Below are 24823 nucleotides of genomic sequence, written 5' to 3' on the forward strand. Positions count from 1 at the left end.
ACTCCCTAATTCCTCTCTGCGTTTCTTGCGGCCACTATTTCCCTCTTGGCTTGTGGCGAACACAGGTGTCTTGCAACTATCCACCTGATGATTTCGAAGTTTAGCGGTTTTCGCGCATAGAAGACTATACCCAACTTTCTACATGCAATCTCCAGGTCATCTGAATAGTCCGAAGTTGTGACAACGATGGGGAATGTAGAATCGAGTTCCCTTATCGTGGAGATAAGCTCTAACCCCCTCATGTCTTTCAGTTGCGTATCAGCAATAAGTATTGACAGAGCGCTGTTTCTGAATGCGACGAGAAGGTCTGAACCATTCTCAGCAGTAATGACTGAGAACCCCAGTCTTTCAAATGCCCTTCTCAATTTGGTGAGCCACTTTGAGTCGGCATCTGTGATTCCTATAGTCTTATCCATCGCGTCAACCATTTACCACCCTGACTAGGGTGGCACGAAACGTATCATGCAACAATTGTGCCAGAGGACGGATCTCTGATGCGGTTTGCTAAAGTTATGATAGATTTGGACTTACGGAGCACACACAGAGCGTCTCGGGGGGGGTGGTTGCAGCTCTGTGTGTCACCTTGACACGGAGTCAACCTTCATTTCAGGGAGATACCCAAGGATGGGGACGTTCGGAAGACGGGTCAAAGGTGCCTTGCTTGTGTCAGTCTGGTACTATGGGGAAGTACTACGGGGCATTCGTCGGGCTATGCTGAGATGCCGTACTTTTTTATCTTTCTGTAAATGGTCTTTCTGCCCACGCCGAGCATGTCAGCAGCCCTGCCCTTGTTTCCTCCGCACTCACTCAGGGCCTGTTCTATGAGCTGCCTCTCCATCTCTCCAATAGTAGGCATGGCACCAGGCTTGGAGAGCCTCGTGTTGGATCTGCGTTGCAGAAGCTTTGATGGAAGGTTTTGTGGCATCAGGACCTCGTCACAGTTGAGGGCGAAGGCTCTTTCCACGACATTTTCCAGTTCTCGGACATTGCCCGGCCAATCGTAGTATGCGAATGTTTCCATGCAGGCGGGAGCTACAGACTTGACCCTTCTGTTGTATTTTTCGTTAAAAATCTTGATGAAATGGTGCACCAGTATGGGTATGTCGCCTTTTCTTTCGCGCAGGGGAGGTATCTTTATGTGTACAACACTCAGTCTGTAGTAGAGGTCATTTCTCAGGGCCTTTTGTGCCAGCGCTTCGTCAACGTCGGCGTTGGTCGCGGCGATCAGCCTCACATCTGTGGGAATAGTCTGGGTACTTCCTACTGGCCTGATCTCTTGGTCCTGCAATACGCGTAGAAGCTTCACCTGGAGGAAACCGGGCATCTCACCAATTTCGTCCAAGAACAAGGTTCCACTGTCGGCAGCCCTGAAGAGGCCGACGTTATCGCTTATTGCTCCGGTGAAAGATCCTTTCTTGTGACCAAACAGTTCACTCTCCAGAAGGTGGTGGGGGATTGCACCGCAGTTGACCGGTATGAACGCCTTTTGCGCTCTCTTGCTGTTGAAGTGAATTGCTCTGGCCACCAGTTCCTTGCCTGTTCCACTCTCACCTTCAATAAAAATAGGACTGTCGTTTGCGGATATTCTGTGGATTATTTCGTTTATTTCACGCATCTTTGGGGATATGCTCACCAGGACGCCGAACTCCTTCTGTTCATCGAGACGTTTCTTGAGGAATGTATTCTCCTCCTTCAAGCTCCTTTTTTCCATTATGTTGGTGATCACGTGATTTATTTCCTCCATGCGTGTTGGCTTGGTCAGATAGTCAAAGGCTCCCAGCTTCAGGGCTGAAACTGCAGAGCTCACAGTTGCAAAGGCGGTTAGCATCACAGCCTCGATACTGTCATCTATGCTTCTTATTGATCTCAGTAGCTCAATCCCGTCCATCTTCGGCATCTTCAGGTCAATTATGGCAATGTCGTACTGGGAATTTCGGATCTTCTCGAGTGCTTCAGGGCCATCGGCCGCAGTTTCCACCTTGTGTCCATATGGGGTCAATCCGTCCCTCAGAGCGTCTCTCACATCCTCTTCATCGTCGACTATAAGTACCCTTGCGCTCCCCATTTAGACCCTTTCGGACAGACTGGCCCGCCCTTTAAGATTGCGCCGGCAGGCTCATTTCAGAAGAATTGGCCCAGTTTGGCTTTCCCTCCGGCCAGTCAAGGGTAGAATGACTTATAGCGGAAAGGCGGGTGTGTGTCAAGGGAAATCTTGGTTCTTGGGTCACTTTTTGGGACACAGGTCACAATTGTCTCGGTTGGGGCCAAAACGGCCTTCCGTCGTATACTGCATACTGCACGTGAATTTGGTCTTGACAACACCGTGGTATTTCCCTATAGTTATCGGTGGGTAGGGCAGGGACCGGGGTGTGCACGCAGCGTTCGTAATCTTCAGTGCAGGACTGGAGCCGACATTATGGAAGGTGCAGCCCACCCATTTGAGTTTTCCGGGCTGATCAGTAAAGACGGCAAGATGCGGGCCGTCTTTAACCTGATTGAGAAGGTTGCCTCCACTAACTCGCCAGTACTGGTGCTGGGGGAGACCGGAAGCGGCAAGGAACTTGTGGCTAGGGCCATACATGAGAGGAGCCTCAGAGCGGTCGCTCCTTTCATCGCCATAAACTGCGCGGTGCTGTCCGAAACTCTCCTTGAGAGTGAACTCTTCGGGCACGAAAGGGGTGCGTACACAGGTGCAGTATCCAGAAAACATGGGCTGTTCGAAGTCGCAGATAAGGGAACTATTTTTCTGGATGAGATTGGGGACATGCCTCAAAAGGTTCAAGCGAAACTCCTCAGGGCTCTTGAAAGCAAGTCGTTCCGAAGGGTGGGAGGGACCAGAGATGTGAAGGTTGATGTGAGGTTGCTTTCCGCATCCGCGATGGACCTGGCAGTAGCAATCGACAATCGTGTTTTCAGGAAAGATCTTTATTATCGACTAAGCACTGTCGTAATAGAAATACCACCTCTACGGGACAGAAGGGATGACATACCCGTGTTGGTTGAGTTCTTTCTCAAGAGGCTGGAAAGGGCGGCGGGCGGAAGGAGAGTGCGCATCACAGGTGCGGCTGTGGATGCTTGTTGCACCTTTCACTGGCCTGGTAATGTGAGGGAGCTGGAGCATGTGATAGAAAGGTCTTACGTACTCTCCGAGGGAGATGTGATAGATATTCTTGATCTGCCCGAAAGGTTAAGAGAGATCAGCAAAGCACCATCCGCCGACGCACTTGTTCCGCTCGAGGAAATAGAGAGGCGCTACATAGCCAGGGTCCTGAAGGAAACCGGTGGGAATAGGACGAGGGCGGCCCGGATTCTGGGAATCGACAGGAAGACTCTCTACAGAAAGGTGAGAATGGGGCAGATTAACCCAACTGGCTCTCCGCAGGGGCAAAAAACCACATAGTGCCTTCCTACCTCTCCTTTGCTTCAATTCATAAGTTACCGTCCTACAAAAGGTTAGTGCAGCACTCCCACCTTCTGATCGTTGGCATGTTTTTTGCTCAGTCTTAGTAGTGACACGGAAAACATGCAGTCTGAACCGGGGTCTGCGACATACTGTGGCATCTTTGCCCATTGTTATTTGAGTTTTAACCCGAGTCATTGTGCGACCCTGGTCAGTGCGTTGAGAGAAAGGCAATGGCAAGAGTACTGATAGTTGAACAGGACGTCCTTTTTGGGAAGATGCTAAGAGACCTGACTTCTGCCCAGGGGATAGAACCCGATTTGTGTCAAGGACTCGGAGAAGCGATTCTTAAGCTGCGGGAACACCACTACCAAGCTCTGGTTGTCGACATAGATCAGGAGAGTCTTGATCCTGCCGACGTGATTGGCGTCTTGAAGGCAGTCTCTCCCGGGGTGTCAGTTATTGCGATCACGGATGAGAATCGGCTGGAAATGGAGAAACACGTCAGGGAACAAGGAATTTTCTATTACCTTGTGAAGCCGGTTGAGGAAAGAGAATACGCTGAAGCCGTCAATAGGGCTCTTCAATATTCGGATTCCTTCGCAGTTTGATACTATCTTGCAGAGCAAAAGGCCAACATATGCCGTTTGACATTGGCTGTTAGTGCTACTAAAGTATCTGTAAAGCTAGAGGTTGGCGATGTCGGAGTCGTCCAAATCAATCTATCTGATTGGCTTTTTCTTTTTCGTTACTGCTGCTGCTGCACAGGAATCAGAGCCCTACTGGAAACTGGGCAATGTTCTTCCTGATTTTGGCCGCGACTCCTATGGTGAAGACGCTTACGAAAGAAGCAGTGCATTCAGAACCGACATAAACATTGTTAGGGCCGGTCTCGACTCAGATTGGCTCTACATAGAGATAGACTGCGAGGATTCCTTCTCTGGCAGCAGTGATGACCATGCAATAGAGTTGGACAACGACCCTCTAGACGAATCAGATAGGGGTGACTGGCTCATATACGTTGGTGGGTGTGATGCTTTGGTCGATTCGGTCTGGGTCAAGGGCAAGAATGTGGGGAAGTTGTGCGGGCGCAGGCAAGAATTTATGGATTTGACCTGATGCAGAACTTCCCGAACCCGTTTGTAAACGTGACTTCAATGCGGTTCTCAGTTCCGGGTAGATCATCTTCAAAAGAGAAAGTGAAAACATCTATCGACATTTTTGACGTGTCGGGTCGGTTGATCAGGAGACTCATACGGGAAGATATGTTCCCCGGCGTGTATCAGGTGGTCTGGGACGGAAAGACAACGGAAGCAAAAGGCGCTCCGTCAGCGATCTATTTGTGCAGATTGAAGATTGGAGAAAGGAGCGGAACAAGAAAGGTTCTTCTGCTAAGATAAAGACAGTCTTGAGCGGATTGGTCGGGACCGGCCTCGGTCTATGTTCATTTTCCCGCCTTAGGGAATGGCCAATCCGCTTTTGGTTTTAGGCTCACCCTAATCGACGAAATTAACTCCAAATTACAGAGCACAAACGAAAAGTACGAGGTAGGAATTCCAAAGTACAAGGCCGCGCAAAGGCGATACTTCGTACTTCGCTTCTTGTACTTTGTACTTCTTCCCAAAGTGTGTGGGCGCCGTTTCCGCGCCCGTTGAATCTCATCAGTCGCTGTTTTCACTTACTCTTGCTTGAGAAGTGAAGATGGCCCAAGTACATGACATGGTGAATGGACGACTCTTTTGACTTGACAGTGCACATCAGGAAAGGTATCATATTGCGACTTCTGGAGGTACGCGTTGCCAAAAAAAGAGGTATACACTTTCTTAGTAGTCTTCTGGTGCATACTAGTGCTCACCTATGGAACATCTTCAGGTGTGAGCGTCAACTGGGCTGGGGTATGCGGCTCAAGCAAATACCTGCAGGATGAGAATGACCGTAATCTCAAGGGTGTGTGGTTTGATTTCAGCTCGTGCGGACACACAGTGTACGACCTTGTTTACCTGGTCTGGGACCAGGATATGGACGGCATTGAAGAGTTTGACTGTGATAGGCAGTTGGACGGAGACAGCATAGCAGACAGTATTTTCATAGGCCAGGGCGTTTTCTGCAACACTCCACCATGTTCTTCTGGTGGATTTTCCACAAACTTTACCTGGGGCGGTGAAGGCGACCTAGACACTTTTTACGTAATAGCGCTGAATGATACAACGCGTGCGTGGGCTACCTACTACGGAACGAGCGCTCAGCACAGCCCTTCTCTCTGGGAGGTTGACAACACTCAGGAGGCCGCAACGATAATCTGTAATGCAAATAGCACTTGGAAAACGGATACCGAGTTTCCAGACTCAGCGACCTTCACCGGGACCTCGATTGCGGGTAATGCAGAACCAGGTGATAGGAAAGTTGGTATGGCTAAGATAGCAGCAGTAATAGGTACGGAAACTGCTATTTGGAATTCGATTAAGGTGGACAATGGGCCCAGCGCTGGATGCACCAATGATGACGAGGACATAGATTCAGTCAAGATATATAGGGAGGTTTCTGGAGCTGGCTTCGATCCCAGTGATGATCTGCTCATAGGTGAGGCGGAGTGGGGGCCGGGCCCTCCAGATGGGGGAACAGCCACAGTCACTTTCTTCGACCCGGAAACGTTGACCACCACCTCTGTAGATTACTACATAGCTTTTGATATTGAAGCGAGCGCAGTCCGGAGCCACTGTGCCGCTGCCTGCATTCAGAATGACACATACTTTGGAATAAGTGCACCCGACTGCATTGATGGGAACTTTCCATTCTGCTCTGGTGACGCGGGCCTTCCAGTGGAGATATCGAGATTCGAGGCTTTCGCAGGCGACAGGATGGTCACTCTTGAATGGACAACCCAGACCGAGATCGATAATAGAGGCTTTCATATTTACAGGGCTTTGTCCGAAGATGGTGTCTTTTCCAGAGTGAATCAGGAGATGATCCCCGGGGCTGGAAATTCATCTTTGCCCATTGATTATGAGTACATAGATAGGGGCTTGAATAATGGGACTGAATATTTCTACAAATTGGTAAGTGTCACCTACGGCAATGACTTGTCCTACTATGAAAATGTGGTCAGTGCGATGCCAAGGAAAGAACACTGGGGGAGGTCGGCAGACCAGACAGGCCTCTACGGATGCAGTCCCAACCCCTTCATCAGCTCTGCTCAGATTTCCTTCCAGTTGAGAGATGAGGCGGTCTCGAGCAGCGTGAGTCTTCAGGTTTACGACGTTTCCGGGAGGCTGGTCAGGACCCTTGCGCAGGGGCATTTCGATTCTGGAGCCCACATGGTCCCGTGGGACGGGCTCGATGAGGGAGGCAAGCCTGTTCCCTCCGCTCTTTACTTCTGCCGGCTGAGGACCGACGAGGTTATTTCCATCATGAAGGTCGTAAAGGTAGATTAGGACTAAAGAAAGATCATATCGGCTGTTGGCCAAACGCGCGGGTACATGCTCGCGCGTAATCTTTTCGTTACGGGTGCCCCCCAATCATGACAGCGACCGCAACACGTTGGGCCGCTTTTCGAGTTTTGTAAGTTCTTTATGACACGTATGTTACATGTCCATTACTTGTGTCCTGCAAAAGAGGCACGGAAATTGCAGCGCCTTGTTTGGCGCAGGTCAAACAAGGAGGGAAGCCGTGAGCGCTGTGTTGATTGTTGAGCATGACCCTGCCTACCGCAGGAAGTTTTTCGATCTTGCCTCTGAGTACACCGAGGAGACAGATTTCTGTACGCGAACCTGGCAGGCCATAGAAATGGTCCAGACCAAGAACTACTCATCCGTGGTGGTTGATCTGGACCAGGAGGGGATAGATCCCGTTGATGCGATCGAGGTGATCAAGGGGATCTCTCCGGGCACCGCAATCATAGCAGTGACCGAAAGGAACCGCCTGGAACTGGAGAAGACCGTAAGGAAAGAAGGTATCTTTTACTACATGGTCAAGCCTCTGGACGATGATGAGTTCAGAGAAGCAATAGAGCGAGCAGTAGATTGCTACGGCGAGGCCTGGGAGTAGACAGGCCTCGTTTTTTGCGATAAGCTTCGCATTTCGCCAGAGTTTCAAGCCATCTCCTGATAGAGGCTTCCCTCTGTGATCAAGGGTCTCAACTAGTTAGGAGAGGCATGGACTCTGGCACTCTTTTTGCTCAACATTTCGTTGGGAAAGGTTCATAGGTGACGATATGGCAAACACAAACAACAAAGCTTCAAAGAATGCACCGTTTCTTTTCATGGTTGATGATGGCGATGCATGTGCCAGCGGGCTGGTGGCTTACGGTAGGCCTCTAAGGACGTCTCTCGGTTCTCAGGAAGTTGACTCCGGGGTTGCATCCTGTGCCAGTTCCATGATGAAGTGGATGGCCATATACTCGGAAGATGGGAGCGAGCCTGAACAACATGCCCTTGTTTGGCACACAGCCTGCTTCGCTTTCTAGAGCGCTTTTCCCGCCAGTTTAACAGGGTGCTATCGTTTACCCCTATGCGGTACTGCAGAAGTAGATTCTGTCGATTGACAGAGCATCTCGTTCATCAAGGATGGGACAATTGCTAACAACATTTTGTTACATGTGTCATTCAACTCTGGCCCAATCCGGAGCGGCAAAATGTTACAGAGCGCGAACAGAAGCTACAGAGGGCTTTTTCAGGTATTCTTTGTGGTCACATATGGCACACTTATTGATACTAAATAGATCGAGAAAGAAATCGTAATTGTGCAAACTGATAAAAAGCAGACAACATGAGGAGACAAGCATGAATAAAAGTACAATAGTATTCAGCAACTGGAAATGTAGGAGATTGAAATTCCTGGCCAGCCTGGCTGCAGCAGGTTGCGTCTTGCTTTTCGCAAACCGGTGTGCAGGCGAGGTTGCCTGGTGGGACACAGACCATGACGAGAGAGCTCAGCTTATTGTTCAAAATCAATCCAGCAATACGCTTTACGCAGGGTATCCTGTGGCTGAGAGTCTGGACACCGGAACTCTCGTTTCTGCTGGCGACATGCTTGCCTCTGGAAACGATCTGAGGATTATTTACTACAATGGCGCGTCCAACGTGGAATTGGACAGGCGAATCATTTACATGAATTCCGACACCACGTTGGTCTGGTTCGCTGTTCAGCAGGATATAGCGCCTTCAGCAGCTGACAGCAACTACTGGATGTACTACAACCACCCTTCAGCTTCAGCACCAAATGTTGACATTGACAGCATATTCGTGCCACCAAAAGATGGTTACAGTGCTGCACTCTACTTTTTCGAATCAGGCTCCGGTACGACCCTTGAAGACACTTCCGGGAATGACAATGATGGGACTGTTAATAACATGGACAACACCAACTGGGTCGAGGGAAAGCACTCTCTTGGCCTTCACTTTGACGGGTCTAGTGAATATATCTCCGTTCCTGACGACGCCATCCTTGACATAGAAGACGAGATAACCTTGGAGACCTGGTTCAAACTCGATAATGCCTTCGGCCCCGATTCTGAAAACTATGACATGTCGCTCCTAGAAAAAGGGCCTTACGGCCTTAGGCTCGACCACGTTACAGGAGAACTTGTATTCAGTCTTTCCGGTTGGACTGTGGAGTACGACTCTCCTCAGAGTGAGATCTATTCCTTGGCCCTCTACAACGGGAAGCTTTTCGCTGGTACTGGAGAGAGTGGCATAGTCCATACCTTTGACGGAGCCACGTGGTCTAGCGAGGACATCACTGATGAAAAGGATGTGATGTGCCTTTGCGTTTACGGAGGCAAGCTTTATGCTGGCACAGGTGAAGCGCAGGGTATTGGAGGCGGGAAGATTTATGTCTACGATGGCATAAGCTGGGTCCTGGAGTATGATACGCCAAGCAAAAATATCCGCTCGATGGCCGTATACAGAGATACCCTTTTCGCAGGGAGCGGGAATTCGGGGTTGGTCTATAAGTTTGACGGGACTTCCTGGTCAAGTCAGGATATTACAAACGATTGGGACATTTTCTCTCTACGAGTATACAACAACAAACTGTATGCTGGTACGGGGAACCCTTCGGCACAAGGCAAGGGATATTTCTACTCGTACGATGGAACTTGGTCTCTTGAGTACGACAGCCCGTCAAAGAACATTTATTCGATGGCCGTATACACAGATACCCTTTTCGCGACGAGCGGGGATGAGGGGTTGGTGTATAAGTTTGACGGGACTTCCTGGTCGAGTGAAGATATTACATCACAAAAGGATGTGCTCTCCATATTTGTATATTCAGGCAAGCTCTATGCAGGTACCGGGACCTTTGGATCTCCTATAGGGGCCGGGCTAATATACGAGTATGACGGCTCCTCATGGTCTCTTTCCTATAACACCCCTCAAAAAGATGTATTCAGTCTTGGCGATTACAATGGCCTTCTCTATCTAGGCACTGGCAATTCTGGAATAATCTACACCTACCCTGATGAGGCGGTCTTGGCGTCTGCGCAGGGTTTATGGAACGCCGCCCAGTTCTACCACGTTGCAGGAACCTTTGATGGTTCTGACATGAAGATTTTTGTGGATGGGATTTTGGATACATCAAACTCGGTAAGTGTGATCATAGACAAGGACACTTCAGCACTGATGATTGGCGGAGGAATCGACACCACCTTTTTCAGAGGTTCTCTAGATGGTATGGGAGTTTCAGGTGTGGCGAGGACCGATTTCTGGTACGCCAAAATATCGCCAGAACCCACTGTGGCACTGGCTGGCACGGGGACATATACCTCCATGGGAGATATCAACAGGAGTACTTCGGACGGAAACATCGCCATCTATTGGCGGAGTGTCAGCGGAAGGACCTATGACGTTTTTTACTGCGATACTCTCCAGGGAACCTACACGGATGTAGCAGATGTGGTTGCCAGTGGTGACACCACGAGCTGGACAGATGATGGTTCTGCTACGGGTACGCATCCTGATTCTGTTGTGGCCAGGTTCTACAGGGTTGAGTGCCAGACAGGAGCACTGAGCAGAAATACCACGGGCAAGATGAAGAGATCGATTGTCTCCGGGATGCAGCTCGTCAGCAACCCATTTATTCCATACAACTCATCGATTCAGAGTGTGCTTGGCGGACAGTTGACAGGAGCTGCGGATGAAGGGTATGCAGACAGGGTCTGGAAGTACGATACTGACATAGACGACTACGTCTTTGCATGGCTGGTTGCTGGAGTTGGCGCGCCTTACGATGGAAAGTGGTGGAGTTCTCAGGACTTTGAGGAATCAACAATGGATCTGGGTCCTGACTGCGGTTTCTGGATACAATCGAGAAATGCAGCCCAGGAGATGACTTTTGTTGGTGAGGTCTCGGATACTTCTGACAGGGTGATATCGATTGTCTCAGGGATGCAGTTGTTTGGGAGCCCCTATCCGGATACAGTTCTCCTGAAGAACTCAGACCTGATTGAAGATGGTGCGACAGGTGCTACGACTGAACTGAATGCCGATAGGATTTGGTGGTGGGATCCTGATTCAACTAAGTACGACTATGCGTGGTTGGTGGACGATACGGGAGGCCCGAACGATAGTCTATGGTGGGATTCAGACCCCTGGGGTGAGACTTCAATCACTCTGAGGCCCGGCGAGGGTTACTGGTATCAGACAAGAGGTAACCCATTTACCTGGAGTTATTCGAAGCCCTATGATGCGCCACCAAATCCGTAATAGAGAACAGAAATGGAGGTGATGCCCGTGAAAAAGTTAGTTGCGTGTATTTCGTTGACGGCGTTGGTCTTTCTGATTGCAGCCCCGGCCGCATCTAATGTGGGGATAAATGTCAACTGGGGTGCATTCACTCATCCCATACTGGACAAGGGTGGCAAACCGCTGGATGATTTGTGTCTTGTTCAACTCATCTGGGATGCTGATGGAGATGGAATCGATCCGCCTGGTGAAGATGGTCTTCCTTCTGGCGGAGATGAGCTTCTTGATATCTCGTATACAGGATGTGGCAGCTTCTTTGCAGGCAAGTTCTCCGAGAATACGAATCTCAAGATTGTGGGAAGAGGTGAGTGTATCTATGTGAGAGCCTGGAATGCAGAAAAGATCGGTAAGGCCACACACTATGGTGATACGAGAGTTTTGGATCCCGGTCTGTGGGTCGTAGACAACAGGGTTGGCTTGACTGTGGATGCTACAGAAGACACGCCCTGGGGGACAACGCTTTGGTGGGGACCGGCGGACGTCCCGCTTGGGAGGCTGGCCAGGTACTATCGTACGGAACTCCTTCAGAACCGTCCGAATCCCTTCTTGGGGAATACGACAATAGGCTACTGCGTTCCTGGCGTACGAACCTGGGAGATGATGAAGGGTGGAGACAGGAATGCCGTATATGATGAGACTGACCTGAATAGTGTGAGTGTCAGGATATACGATGTGTCTGGGAGGATGGTGAGGAAAGTAGTTGGTGCACACAGGCTGCCCGGCTATCACCAAATCGCCTGGGACGCAAAAGACGACCTTGGGAGAAGAGTTCCCTCGGGCTCATATTTCTGCAGGCTGTCTATTAAGAAGTCAGATGGGTCGGCCAGGACGATTACCAAGAAGATGGTGCTTTTGAAATAAACGACAATATCTTCCCTCCCACACATGCCCTCTGTGATCAGTTTTCGCGCAGAGGGCACTTCCTTTCTACGAAGTACAAAGTACAAAATGCAAAGTACAACGCATAAGGTACGGAGTACAGTACAGAGACCTCAATCCGAAAGCAAGACATTGGAACCACTAGATTACACAAGATTAACACAGATTGAAACCCATCCTCATGGTTCAACCCGAACCAGAAGGATAATCTTGTGGTAATCTGTGAAAATCTGTGGTTCAGAGGCTTTCGAGGAGGTGGGGTCAGGCGTGCACTTTTGGACTTTTGCCCTTTGACCTTGCTCAGGACCTTTGGACTTTTGAAGAATTGCCAATTGTGAATCGGGAAAGAATGAGTAGAGAGTACAGAGGACAAAGGCGCGAGGCGCGTAACGGTTTGTTATATCAGTACTTGGGTTCTAACCGTGGGGCACTGTGGCGGAGTGCAAAAAGCGACAAAACAGAGCCTGTGGAGCGTCTTTTGGAGACTGTTTTCGTGCTCATTTCTGGCACAGTTATTGATGCTTAATGCATACGTGGGGTGCGGTGACTCGGTGGGAAATAGGCAATTGAACGGAAGGTTGGTTGTTACTAAGTGACAATAGCCGAGAGACTTACTAGGTCAAATCCTCTCGCACTGACTTATCTCTACTGCTATGAGAGCCTGGAATATGTTGTTATATTTGTCAGGAACAACGCAATGTGTTGTTACATGCCGTAGGAGGGGTTCTCATGAAACCAAAACTTGTTAGAAGTAGATTCTCGGTGACTGCCCTGGTCGTCATCAGCATCATGTTCTGGGGAGTGACTTTCTCAGGAGACTGGCAGAGATACAGTGTGGATGAGAGGCCGCCAATGGACGTGATTGCCCTGGCTGTTGGAGATGTCGATAATGATGGGGACAATGAAGTGGTAGCTGGAGGAACTGGCTCGGGACTTAGAATTTATGATGGAGCAAAATGCTCCTGGAACTCCGAAGAGATTGTCGCGGGATTGAAGATAAATTCAGTCACAGTTTCAGATGCAGACAATGATGGCGAACAAGAAGTAGTCTGCGGCACAGCCGATAAAAGGGTCATTCTGTATCAGTTCACGAGGAATGAGTGGATTGAACACATAGTCGATGCCAATGCGGGTAAAGCCGTTTTGTCAGTAGCCTGTGGAGACGCCGACAATGACAGCTACATCGAGATCGTCGCGGGGACAGAGGGAAAGAAAGTATACATCTATGAGGGCTCAGGGGATTCGTGGACAAAGACATTGGTCGATGGAAATGCCGTGAACGATGTGATGGCCGTGGCTGTTGGAGATGCGGATGGAGATGGTCAGATGGAGATAGTGTGCGGGACAATGGGGAAGAGGGTTTACGTGTATGAGAAAAACGGGGAATCGTGGGAAAGGAGCGAAGTTGATCGCAAGGTCGGTTCCGCGGTAAGGAGTATTGACATAGGGGATTGTGATGGGGATGGGGCGATGGAGATTGTTGTCGGCACAGACGAGAAGGGAGTGAACCAGTACAAGTGGGACGGATCGTCATGGTCAATGGAGACTATTGACTCGAAAGTGGGAGGAGAGGTTTACGGCGTGAGGATCTGTGACGTGGGTGACGACGTGTCAAGAAGACTGGCTGTCATAGTAAGAAGGAAGAAGGGGAAGAAGGGGAACAAGGGGAACAGACTTCTGCTCTATAAGAAAGGACCGTCTGGCTGGGTTAGCACAGAGGTAGACGCTGAGGTGGAAGGAGAGGCGACAGCTCTCGCCATAGGGGATGCTAATGATGACGGGCACATTGAGCTACTTGCTGGCACATCGAAAAAGAGGAACCTTTTCATCTACGACCAATGGGCATTCTATGGTTTACAAAAAGTGACAGGGACTGATGACATTGTGCTGAACTGGCCGGGTAAACCTGGTATAACATATGAAGTTTTTTATTCCCATCAACCTTACGCGGGATTCCAGTACGTTGCCGGTGTATCTGCGGTGACTGACTCGGTTCAGTGGATTGATGATGGCAGCATTATAGGCGTACACCCCAAGGATGTTGTTGCCAGGTACTACAGGATCAGACTGAAGGGTTTCAAGAACTTTTCCAATACTGTTGGAAAATTCTCTAGAGCACTCGAAACTGAAATGCATCTTGTGTCTATGCCGCTTATCCCTTATTCCACATCCGTACAGGATGTCATCGGAGACCAGCTGACGGGTGCACCAGATGAGTCGTATGCGGACAGAGTGTGGAAGTGGGATGCAGATATTCAAGACTTTGCATACGCCTGGCTTGTTGACGGAGTCGGGCCGCCGTTTGACGGCAAGTGGTGGAGTTCTGGTCATTTCGGACCCTCCACTATGACCCTCAATTTTGGAGAGGGATTCTTCATTCAGACAAGGCACGAGAATCAAATGGTCACCTTTCTAGGCTCTGTGCCAGAGTGTGTCGTCTCCGTGGCTGATATCCGTCCGGGGTTGCAGATGATTGGCACACCATCGCCTGAGATTCTCCCGCTTGACGGTTGTGGGTTCCAGGCTAGCGGCGCAAAAGGAGCTCCGTCCGAGCTTTTGGCTGATAGAGTGTGGTACTGGGACGAGGATGGCCTTTTCTATACATACTCATGGCTTATGGACCGCACTGACGCACCTGAAGACGCCAGATGGTGGTCCTCAGACCCCATGGGCCCGACTAAGATGACTATGATACCAGGGCAAGGTTACTGGTATCAGGCGAGAGGGACTGGATTTGCTTGGAGTTTTGCAAGACAAAGGTGAAAAAATGGAGGTGTCTACATGCAGAAGGCGTGTGTGATTCTCTTGGGATTTGCGTTATGTCTTGTGGTTGCGAATCCGCCATCATCTGGGGCTGGTGTGGTTGCCAACGGGGACGCGTTTAGAAAAGCCATACTGGACGATGTTGGAGTAGCGGTAAACTGGGGCGCATTTCAAAATCCCATACTTGACCATGATGGTTCAGTGATAGACGATGGATGTCTTGTTCAACTCATCTGGGACGCTGATGGAGATGGAATCGATGAGCCCGGTGAAGGTGGCATTCCCTCTGGAGGGGATGAACTTCTGGATGTCTCGTACACCAGACAGGGTTCATTCTTCCCCGGCAAATTCTCGAACAATACAACACTAGGTAACGTGGGTGTAGGTGAGCGCATCTACGTGCGTGCCTGGAACGCAGAGACTGTTAAGAACGCAACTTACTATGGCGATACTAGACTGGTCCAGCCGAGTCTGTGGAGTGTCGGCAACAGCATGAGAATGGCACTGGACGCGACTGAGGGTGGGAGTTGGAGCACGACAGCGCGTTGGTCACTGCAAGGAGTCCTGTTGTGGAGGTTGGAAAGGACCTATTCTGCGGAGCTCCTCCAGAACCATCCGAATCCGTTTAAAGGGCATACCGCCATAACCTATTGGGTTGCGGGTAGACGAGTGTGGGGAATGACCGATGATGGAAAGGACATAATCACCTATTACGGCGGATCTGATAACAACATTGCCAACGTGTCCGTGTACGATGCAACAGGTAGATGCGTTCGCAAATTAGTTGATGAGGCGCGGGTGCCTGGATTTTACCAGGTCGTCTGGGATGGAAGAGACGATCTTGGACAAAAGGTGCCCTCGAGTTCATATTTCTGCAGGCTCTCTACAAAAAACTTAGACGGCTCGGCCACAACGATCACCAAGAAGATGATACTTCTGAAGTAGGGCCGCATGGCGATACGCACCTGCTGCATCCCTCCAGATAGAAACCTTCTGTATGGAACTCTCAGACAGAGGGCTTTTTCTACTCACATTTAATAACATAAGCTGTCAGCTCGAACCCTGTAGGGGCAGGGTTTCCCTGCCCTGGATGGGATTTTGCTTTGGAGTAGCGCCACTTGTGGCGCGAGTGTGCGCCGAGCAGGCTCGGCTACTCCAGATTCATAGCAGGGTGTGGGGGCAGGCCCTTCGACTCCCCTCAGGATACACATGGACTTTTGATAAATCGCGAACTGCAAACTACAGACTATGAATTGACAGGCCGTCGGGCATCAGCTGCCAGCCGGCGTGTTTTCCATTTTCCTAATTTCCAGGGTGCAGGAAGAGGTTGGGAGGAATTTCTCAATTTCGATCTCTTGAGTGTGGGGTAGGGGACCGGGGATGTCTTTTCTCTTGACTCTCACCTATCTCCAGTGTAGTATAAACCACTGGTGGAATCGGGCTTAATTAAGTTTGTGAGGAGGGGTCTGCGTGTGGCTTTCCGATCGAGAGGCTTGCCTCTCCTTTTTCTCATTCTGGCATATCCGTGCCTGGCCCTCTCTTTTGGCGCTGAGACAGAACGCACATCCCTGATAGAAATTGTCGCCCTGGGCCCTGAGAGAGTAGAGATAGAAGTCACCTGTGGCTCTATCGCTAACATGGCGTTGACAGGCGACTCTCTGAGTACCTTTTCGGTTACGATCCCCGGGTTTGATCAAGATTGCACACCTTTTGGCCCCTGTCTGCCGGTCAAGGGCTTTGCCGTTGGCATTCCGGTGGATGCAGACCCCGCAGTCACCATTATTGAGAAGAGTTCTTATGATCTGAAGATACCATCAGGATGGCCAAGCTCGCTGGGGAGTTCTGAGATTCAATCTCCCGTTGAGATTGGACTGGTTGGCTTCATAAGAGATCTGAAAGTTGCCCAGATTCTGATCCATCCCGTCGCTTATCTTCCTGAGACCAAAACCCTGAGGGTTTATGATCACATCAGGTTTGTTGTCAGATTTAAATCCAATTATGCTGGTCCAATTGATGGCCTCGGTACCCAGGACCCTCTGGATAGGCTTCTGTACTCTCTGGTCATAAATCCCGAGCAGTCGAGTAAATACAAGGTGAGAAGGCAAAGAGATAACAGACAAAGCAATCTGCTCGCCGGTGGAACTGAAAGGTATAAGATCCTTGTTCAAGAAGAGGGAATATACAGGATAACTGGTTCTGAGCTTGAGGCTGCGGGCATGGAGATCGAGTGGGTAGACCCTCGTATGATCCACCTTGAAAACCTTGGTCAACCTGTTCCCCTCTATGTCCACGGGGATGCTGATGGGAAGCTGGACGAGGACGACTACCTGGAATTCTACGGAGAAGGACCAAGAGGTGACTATACTTATTTCAACATGTATGCCACTTCTAATGTGTACTGGCTCTTTGTGGGTGATTCTCTAGGTCTTCCCATGATTGAAGAGGATGGTGGTCTTCTGGAGACTGACCCAGCGCAGTTGGAAATGCCGACCTCTTACGATTTCGATGTACACACCGAAGTGGATAACTGGTTCGAAAGGCTTCCCAACGACACCATGGTGCAGCAGGATATGTGGTTCTGGGACATGGTGAGTGCGAGTGAGCAGGCAATAAAGGACTTTCCTCTGGATCTTCCGGATCCGGATTTGGGCTCAGGGGACACCGTTGTGGTGAAACTGGGGCTTCAGGGAATGAGCCATCATGGGGATGTCAACCCCGACCACCACTGCTTATTCTATTTGAGCGGTGCACTTGCAGGTGGAACCTACTGGGATGGACAGCACACGCATGTTTTCAGTTCTGAGGAGGAAGGAACAGGACTGGAAAACACTGTGCTCTCTGAGTCCGGCAACAAGCTTACCATCGTGATGCCCGGGGATACGCCGGCGGGATTTGAGGACAGAGTTCTCGTTAACTGGATTGAGATTAGCTACACAAGGCAGTATAAGGCAGAAAATGATTACATCCGTTTTTCCAAACCTCGCAATGGAAGTATCGGGCTGTATCAGTTCACCATAGAGGGTTTCACGACCCCTGAGGTTTCCATCTACAAACTGGGAAAGAGTAAGCTGGCAAATCTGTCCATAGAGCCTGTCATATTATTTGGGGACACGTCATACCAGGCTGCTTTCCAGACGAGAATAGTCTCTGAGGGTGTGGAGTTTGTGGCCGTCGCGGAATCCAGAAAAAAGAAAGTTGTTTCGCTGGAGAAAGATCAACCTTCTGACCTGCACTCAAGCCTGAATGGTGCCGACATCATAGTCGTGGTGCATGATTCCCTGGCCGTTTCCGCAGAAGAGTATGAGACTTTTAGAGAGTCCCAGGGCTACAGGGTCGAACTGGTGAACGTGAGTGATGTTTACGATGAGTTCAGTTATGGAATAAGAGACGCAAGCGCGATAAGAGATTTCTTGAGGTATGCCTATTTGAATTGGATTCCTCCCGCTCCTTCGATGTGTGTTCTGATTGGCGATGGTAGTAGTGACGATAGAGACCTGAACAAGAGGGGAGGGAACCTGATCCCTGTTCACGTTGAGAGGTCCATCTACAGCGGGCTGGTGGCCAGTGATAACTGGTACGCTTGCATCATCGGCGATGACTTTCTCCCTGATATGATTGTCTCCAGGTTTCCTGTATTGACTCGCCAGGAGCTTTCGTCTGTCATAGAAAAGCTCAAAAGGCATGAGGACAGATCCACCGTGGGTGCATGGAGGGGGAGAGTGCTCTGTGCTGCGGGTGAAGGAGGGGGCTTCGGGGTAAGATTCAGAGAGCTGATGGAAGACAGCATCGCGAAAATCTACCTTCCAATCTGGGCTGACGGAAAGAGGGTATACGCAGAGCATCTGCCCGGAGTTGACCCTGACCCCTTTTACGGAGACAAGGGCGATCTTTTCGGCTTCTTAAATGATGGTGTGTCGGTAGTCCAGTATCTCGGCCACGGAAGTGGAGGGACTTGGTCCAACCCTTATCTTTTGACTCCCCAGGATGTGCCGGACCTGGACAATACGGGTAAGATACCAGTGGTGGCGAGCTTCACATGTTTCACTTCCGTGTTCGACCAGCCCAGCAGACAAGGCCTGGGTGAAGCGTTGTTCCTCGAACCGGAAGGGGGCGCAGTCGCGGTGATCGGGGCAACATCCCTCGGCTATTTCTGGGAGGATGTGGACCTGGCGCGCTCATTCAACCAGACGATGGTGGAGGATTCCACAAGAACCGTGGGGTCGCTCTTCTATGGTTCAAAACTGAACTACGCATTCTCCAACTATGGAGGCTACGCCGCCACAATGATTAAGTGCTACTGCATGCTGGGTGATCCCGCCTCCCGGTTCTCATTACCAGTTCGAGAAGTTGAAGTGGGTGTCTATCCCCGGTCTGTGGGCAAAGGCGACAGCGTGAGATTGGAGTTGCGTTTGACTTCGCAGAAGCCGGATTCCGCGTTCGTCTGTGTGAGCGATTCAGCCGGCACCTTTGGTGAGACAGTCATTCCGCTGGCTGGTGGCCAGGGAGCGATCAGCTTTGAGGTACCTATGGGAGTCAAGTCGGGAATGGCGTTGGCCAGAGCCTATGCGTGGGATACAGAATCGGCATTTGACGCTCTGGGCGCCGCGGAGTTCGCCATCTCATCGCCGTCCATCTATCTGGTAAAGACCATTCCCCAGAAGCCCGGACCATGGGATTCGGTTCACGTGATGGCCTGTATCCAATACAGTCCTGGGATCGACTCGGCAAACACCTACTGGGCAAGATCGAGAAGCCCTCAAAACTGGAACACGATAGGGATGACAGCCATTGCCGGAGATACCTTCCAGACCTCATCGCCTATTCCTCAACAAACTCCGGACAAGCCGGTCTGCTATAAGGTAGTTGCGTACGGGTCAGATGGAAAGACGCTGGAGAGCGCGCTGTACTCATACCAGGTCCCGGATAGACCTAATCTCCTTCTCCTCAGCGAGGAAGACATCTACCTTGGAGGAGAAAGAAGGGTCACGTTGTCTGCGAAGGTCTTCAACACCGGAAGCGTTGAGGTTGACTCATGTCCGGTCCTATTCAAAACTCTTCCTGACAGTCTTTCCATTGGCGAAGGTTGGGCCTCTGTGCCGGTCCTCGGGTACGGGGAGGCTTCTGTCCCCTGGTCCCTCGGAGGGTTGCTCTGGAGTGTCTATGTCGAGATAGACCCTGGAAACGAGATTGATGAGTCTCGGGAGGATGACAACTCGAGCATCAACTCACCAACCACAATCATCGTGGATAGATTCAATGTCTCAAAGGAATCCGGCACCTCAGGATGGGTGAGCAGCATTGACTCCAATCTAGTTTGCAGCATACCATCCGACGCTGTGAGCGACAGCGTTGTACTTCAGATTCAGGTTGTAGAACCGCACGTGATGGAACAGCCGAGTCTGAGGTTTGCCGCCCTTCCAGGTTTCAAATCGGGAGGTGCGTACAAGCTCTCCCTTGCTGATAGCAGTGACACTCTGCTGTCGGGAAAGGAAATGGTCCTCAAAATGAGATTCGACAGTGAGGACTCCTTGAATAACGAGGAGCTGGATCTCATGGGAATCTACGCGTTCAATCCGCTCACTTTGAAATGGAAAAAGTACGGAGGCCAAATAGATTCTTCAGAGATGAGTCTTCAGGCGAGAAAGCTTCGGGAGTATGCAGTGATCACGAGCGGTGACGTTCAACCACCTGAGATCAAAGTCTCTGTCAAGGACCAGGCCTTTGCCAGTGGAGACTTTGTCCCCGCCAGCCCTGCAATTTCTTTTCTCCTGATAGACGACAATGGCATTGATATGGAGAAAGGGCTTCTTCTGGTTCTGGACGGTGAGGATGTTGGGATTGCGGACTATGTGTACCCTGGAATATTTGGTGATGCAAATGAGGTGCAGGTCGGTTTTTACCCTCATCTAACAGATGGTCCTCATACCATAAGGGTTGGTTGCTGGGACTGCTCTGGCAATTTCAGAAGTTTGGACTTCGCCGTACAGGTTCAGTCCGAATTCCAGGTGACAGGCCTGGGCAACTACCCCAATCCCGTAGAGTCAAGAGAGACCGTTTTCGCATTCACCATGACTGCAGTCGCCGATGAGGCTGAGCTGAGGATTTACACACCTTCGGGAAGGCTCGTCAAATCGTTCGACAGAGGGAGATGGCGGGATCTCAAGGAGATAGGGTATCATGAAGTGGTCTGGAACCTGACAGACGAAGATTGGTTTCCAGTAGCGAATGGTCTCTACTTCTATATGTTCAGGGCTAAGATAGAGAATAAGACCATAAAGGAGACGGGCAAATTGGCGGTATTGAGATGAGTTTTAGGCTGGGCATAGGTATTGTTGCAGTAGTTCTTGTGTTTCCTGTTACATCATCAGGGGGAAGATATGCCGGCGACTTCCTGGACATTGGGGTGGGGGGAAGGGCCCTGGGTATGGGGGGAGCTTTTGTTGCTCTGGCCAACGATGGTAGTGCGGCGTTTTTCAATCCTGCTGGTTTTGGACAGCTTGAAAAGAAGGGAATAACCCTTATGCACACCTGGCTCTTTATGGGGATGGCGAACTATGACTTTTTGAGTTTTGCCGGCCCTGTTGGAGACGGTCTTGGCATAGGCCTCTCGTTGGTAAGGCTGGGCGTGGACGAGATTCCCATCTTTCCCGAGCTTTCAGGAACACCTGATGAAAGGAGAGACTCCCTGGAGTTGAGGCCTGACGGTACGCCTCTGGGGTATTTTCAAGATGCGGAATATGCCGCTTACCTGAGCGTGGGCAAGGCTATCACTTACGAGTTTGGAAAAGGTGTGAGGTATGTCGCCATTCCAATTTTCATATGCATCGGAGGGAACGCCAAGTACCTGCACCAAAGTCTTAAGGATAAGACAGGCACAGGCATTGGAGTTGATTTAGGAGCGATCTTTGCTATAAACTTAAGGGACATATTCACGGGAGCATTTCCAGGGAGGCTCTCGCTGGGAGTAGATGTGATGGACATCGGCGGTACAAAGATCACCTGGAACACCAGGAGCCAAAGGGCAGACGAGATACCCTTGAATTTCAGGTATGGCGCGAGCTTGAGCCAGGAGATCGATCTCCTGCGGGGTGAAGTCACCCTGGCCTGGCAGGCCGACACGAGATACGAACAGAAGAATTCCTACGGTGCAGAATATTCATTACTGAAAAAAGTGGCAGTCAGAGCCGGATATACTGGCAGTGATCTAACTCTTGGTGCAGGAGTGTCCGGGCCGTACAACTCCACTCTGGACTATGCATTCATGAATCACCAGCTTGACAACACTCACAGGGTGAGTTTTGCCTTATGGTTTTGAAGAATCTCTTGCTTTATGCCGCTTTGGTTGCGCTTGTGTTGACTGCATCCTGCAAGGAGGAGATCGATACGAATCCTCCTGAAAGCCCATACCTTCGACCACACACAGCAGAAACGGACACGCTCCCAGTAGAAGTGGGGACCGACGCGAAACCTGAGTGCCAGTGCATACTCGTGGAATGGATTCCAAATACAGAGGAAGACCTGAAGGAGTATGAGATATTTCGCTCATCTAACCCGACCTCCGGGTTCATCTCCCTTACCATCCGTCCTGCGGGTGAGAGCACATACACTGATAACAGTGTACTGCTGACCAAATACTACTACTACATAAAGGCGAGAGATCAATCAGGCAACACGAGTGAACCATCCACAAAAGTGGACTACGAGCTGACGGCCAAGGCTGTGCCCACGAGCCCTGCAAAATCGGACACAGTCTTCACAGATTCTGTAAGGTTTGGATGGACTTGGGAGGGAGGGCTTGAGGGTGCGTTTTTGGTCAAGTTGTACTCTGACAGCGATGATTCAACCTGCTGGATGGGATGGACGAACGCCTATGACACGCTGAGGGCATACTCTCCTTCTCTTCCTGTCGGTGATTACAAGTGGCGGGTGGATTATATTGGAGATGTCACTTTTAGCGAGGACAAGGGTTCGGAGTCGAAAGAGGTTCCCTTCTTCAAAAGGTAACCGGGAGGTCAGTTTTGAAGGCAGCCTTCGTGGAAAAAATCTCTGATTTCGATGGCCAGGAAGTCGAGCTAAAAGGGTGGCTCTACAACAAACGGTCAAGCGGTAAGCTCGTTTTCCTGTTATTAAGAGACGGGACCGGCACAATCCAATGTGTCGTTTCAAAGGCCGATGTGGACAGAGAGTTCTTTGAAAGATGCGAAAAACTTCCTCAGGAGAGTTCTCTCATTCTGAGGGGATCGGTAAGAAAAGATGCCAGGGCGCCAGAGGGATACGAGTTGGTCGTCAAAAGTGGCGAGATAGTACAGCAGGCTGAAGAGTACCCTATAGGCCCGAAGGAACACGGCGTCGCGTTCCTTCTGGAACACAGGCATCTATGGATAAGGTCCAGGAAACAGCATGCGATCTTGAGGATAAGGGCTGAAGTGATGAGGGCGTGCAGGGACTTCTTTGATGAACGGGGGTTTGTTCTCGCAGACACACCCATCTTCACTCCTGCGCCATGTGAGTCGACATCGACGCTTTTTGAGACCAGGTATTTCGACCAGATGGCCTATCTCACCCAGAGTGGCCAGCTTTACAATGAAGCGACCTGCATGACATTTGGGAAGTCTTACTGCCTTGGCCCGTCATTCAGGGCAGAAAAGTCGAAGACGAGAAGGCATCTTACAGAATTCTGGCAGGTTGAGCCGGAGGTGGCCTATGCAGACCTCGGTGACATATTGAATCTGGCTGAGCAGCTTGTTACCTACATAGTAGAAAGAGTGCTGGAAAAGAGAAGGAAGGAATTGGATGTACTCGAACGTGAGACTGCACCGCTGGAGAGGGTTAGCACTCCATTTCCAAGGATTGAATATAAAGATGCTGTGGCTGCACTGAGAGAAAGCGGGCTGGACATATCTGAGGGGAGTGATTTTGGCGCTCCACACGAGACAGAGCTTTCTATGAATCAAGAGAAGCCGTTCTTCGTCATCAAGTATCCGGCCAGGTGTAAGCCATTCTATATGAAGAGAGACCCGGATGATGAAGCGCTTGCTCTGTGTATGGATTGTCTTGCGCCCGAAGGCTATGGTGAAATAGTAGGAGGTGGACAGAGGGAGGATGACCTGAACATTCTCCTCAGCAGGTTAGATGAGAACAACCTGCAGAGAAAGGATTTTGAATGGTATCTGGACCTACGGAGATACGGTTCAGTCCCCCATGCTGGATTTGGGATGGGCATAGAAAGGATCGTCGCTTGGATCTGCAAGATTCAGCACCTGAGAGAGACGATTCCGTTTCCAAGAATGCTTGATCGTGTATATCCCTGACGGAGGCTCTCAGAAATGATAGAAGATTTGAAGTCGTCGTTCCCAAAGGTTAAATTTGGTCGGCAGTGTATTGTCTATGAAGGAGTGAAGATAGGAAAAGGAACGACTGTTCACCACCTTGTCGTCCTCGGGATGCCTCCCAGGGGAAAGTCTGAGGGGGAACTCGCGACGCGCATAGGGGGTTCGTCTATCATCAGGCCTTTCACCACCATCTATGCAGGGTGTGAGATTGGAGATTTTCTGCAAACCGGCCAGGGGGCGTCCATCAGGGAAGACAACATCATCTCTGACAGGGTCTCAGTGGGAACAAATTCCGTTCTTGAATTCGGGAACCGAATAGGCAAAAATGTGAGGATTCATAGCAACTGCTTTCTGGAAATGGTCACTGTGGAGGACAATGTGTTTATTGGCCCGGGGGTGGTGTTTACTGATGACCCTCATCCCATGGGCTGCCCTCGTTACACAGAGTGCCGTGGCGGGGTCAAAGTGAAGAAGCTTGCTCGTATTGGAGCCGGCTGTGTCATCCTCCCGGGCGTTACCATTGGCAGAAACTCTCTGATAGGAGCTGGGAGTCTGGTTGTCAAGGATGTGCCTGACGATGTTGTGGCGGCAGGGCATCCTGCGAACGTCATCAAGAAAATCGATGAGCTTGTATGTCCGCCGGGTTTCTTTGAGAGACCCTATGTGTGGCCTCCATATGAAAAGCAAGCTTGAGATTTCTCTTTGTTAAG

18 protein-coding genes are annotated in these 24823 nt (G+C 50.4%); 16 read left to right on the forward strand and 2 right to left on the reverse strand.

Annotated features, from left to right (window positions below; all coding sequences use genetic code 11):
- Positions 1-5 precede the first annotated feature (5 nt).
- Positions 6-428, reverse strand: coding sequence for a response regulator (locus tag E3J62_03655; GenBank protein ID TET46707.1), 423 nt, complete (start codon positions 426-428; stop codon positions 6-8).
- 281 nt (positions 429-709) lie between these two features.
- A complete protein-coding gene (locus E3J62_03660; GenBank protein ID TET46708.1) occupies positions 710-2065 on the reverse strand; it encodes a sigma-54-dependent Fis family transcriptional regulator in 1356 nt (451 codons plus the stop codon).
- A gap of 351 nt (positions 2066-2416) precedes the next feature.
- Here E3J62_03660 and E3J62_03665 point away from each other — a divergent pair, with 351 nt between their 5' ends.
- From E3J62_03665 to E3J62_03740, 16 genes are all read left to right on the forward strand, one after another.
- Positions 2417-3400 (forward strand): sigma-54-dependent Fis family transcriptional regulator, encoded by a 984-nt coding sequence (locus E3J62_03665; protein TET46709.1) that lies wholly within the window; start codon positions 2417-2419, stop codon positions 3398-3400.
- Between the two features lie 233 nt (positions 3401-3633).
- Entirely contained in the window at positions 3634-4011 is a 378-nt protein-coding gene (locus E3J62_03670; protein TET46710.1) for a response regulator, read from the forward strand.
- Positions 4012-4099: 88 nt separating this feature from the next.
- Positions 4100-4519, forward strand: a complete 420-nt coding sequence (locus E3J62_03675) for a hypothetical protein (protein ID TET46711.1) — start codon at positions 4100-4102, stop codon at positions 4517-4519.
- Positions 4519-4800, forward strand: a complete 282-nt coding sequence (locus E3J62_03680; protein TET46712.1) for a T9SS type A sorting domain-containing protein — start codon at positions 4519-4521, stop codon at positions 4798-4800. The genes E3J62_03675 and E3J62_03680 overlap by 1 nt, the downstream gene beginning before the upstream one ends.
- Before the next feature lie 396 nt (positions 4801-5196).
- Positions 5197-6831 (forward strand): hypothetical protein, encoded by a 1635-nt coding sequence (locus E3J62_03685; protein ID TET46713.1) that lies wholly within the window; start codon positions 5197-5199, stop codon positions 6829-6831.
- Between the two features lie 154 nt (positions 6832-6985).
- Positions 6986-7444 carry a response regulator gene (locus E3J62_03690; GenBank protein TET46714.1) on the forward strand — a complete coding sequence of 153 codons (459 nt, stop codon included), beginning with the start codon at positions 6986-6988 and terminating at the stop codon, positions 7442-7444.
- Between the two features lie 166 nt (positions 7445-7610).
- The gene (locus E3J62_03695; GenBank protein ID TET46715.1) at positions 7611-7862 is read left to right on the forward strand and encodes a hypothetical protein; all 252 of its coding nucleotides are present in this window, start codon (positions 7611-7613) and stop codon (positions 7860-7862) included.
- Between the two features lie 316 nt (positions 7863-8178).
- Positions 8179-11100, forward strand: coding sequence for a hypothetical protein (locus E3J62_03700; GenBank protein ID TET46716.1), 2922 nt, complete (start codon positions 8179-8181; stop codon positions 11098-11100).
- Positions 11101-11112: 12 nt separating this feature from the next.
- A complete protein-coding gene (locus E3J62_03705; protein ID TET46717.1) occupies positions 11113-12000 on the forward strand; it encodes a hypothetical protein in 888 nt (295 codons plus the stop codon).
- A 747-nt stretch (positions 12001-12747) separates the two neighbouring features.
- The gene (locus E3J62_03710) at positions 12748-14781 is read left to right on the forward strand and encodes a hypothetical protein (GenBank protein TET46718.1); all 2034 of its coding nucleotides are present in this window, start codon (positions 12748-12750) and stop codon (positions 14779-14781) included.
- Positions 14782-14799: 18 nt separating this feature from the next.
- A complete protein-coding gene (locus E3J62_03715; protein TET46719.1) occupies positions 14800-15726 on the forward strand; it encodes a hypothetical protein in 927 nt (308 codons plus the stop codon).
- A gap of 527 nt (positions 15727-16253) precedes the next feature.
- Complete coding sequence (locus E3J62_03720; GenBank protein ID TET46720.1) at positions 16254-21089, forward strand: hypothetical protein; 4836 nt, start codon at positions 16254-16256, stop codon at positions 21087-21089.
- Positions 21086-22096: a PorV/PorQ family protein gene (locus tag E3J62_03725; GenBank protein TET46721.1), complete on the forward strand. Its 1011-nt coding sequence runs from the start codon at positions 21086-21088 to the stop codon at positions 22094-22096. Before E3J62_03720 ends, E3J62_03725 begins: the two co-directional genes overlap by 4 nt.
- On the forward strand, positions 22087-22785 hold the full coding sequence (locus E3J62_03730) for a hypothetical protein (protein TET46722.1): 699 nt from the start codon (positions 22087-22089) through the stop codon (positions 22783-22785). Before E3J62_03725 ends, E3J62_03730 begins: the two co-directional genes overlap by 10 nt.
- Positions 22786-22799: 14 nt before the next feature.
- Complete coding sequence (gene asnS / locus E3J62_03735; GenBank protein TET46723.1) at positions 22800-24092, forward strand: asparagine--tRNA ligase; 1293 nt, start codon at positions 22800-22802, stop codon at positions 24090-24092.
- 15 nt (positions 24093-24107) lie between these two features.
- Positions 24108-24806 (forward strand): N-acetyltransferase, encoded by a 699-nt coding sequence (locus tag E3J62_03740; GenBank protein ID TET46724.1) that lies wholly within the window; start codon positions 24108-24110, stop codon positions 24804-24806.
- Positions 24807-24823 lie beyond the last annotated feature (17 nt).

It is taken from the genome of candidate division TA06 bacterium (assembly GCA_004376575.1).
Classification (GTDB): Bacteria; Hydrothermota; DG-26; order E44-bin18; family E44-bin18; genus E44-bin18.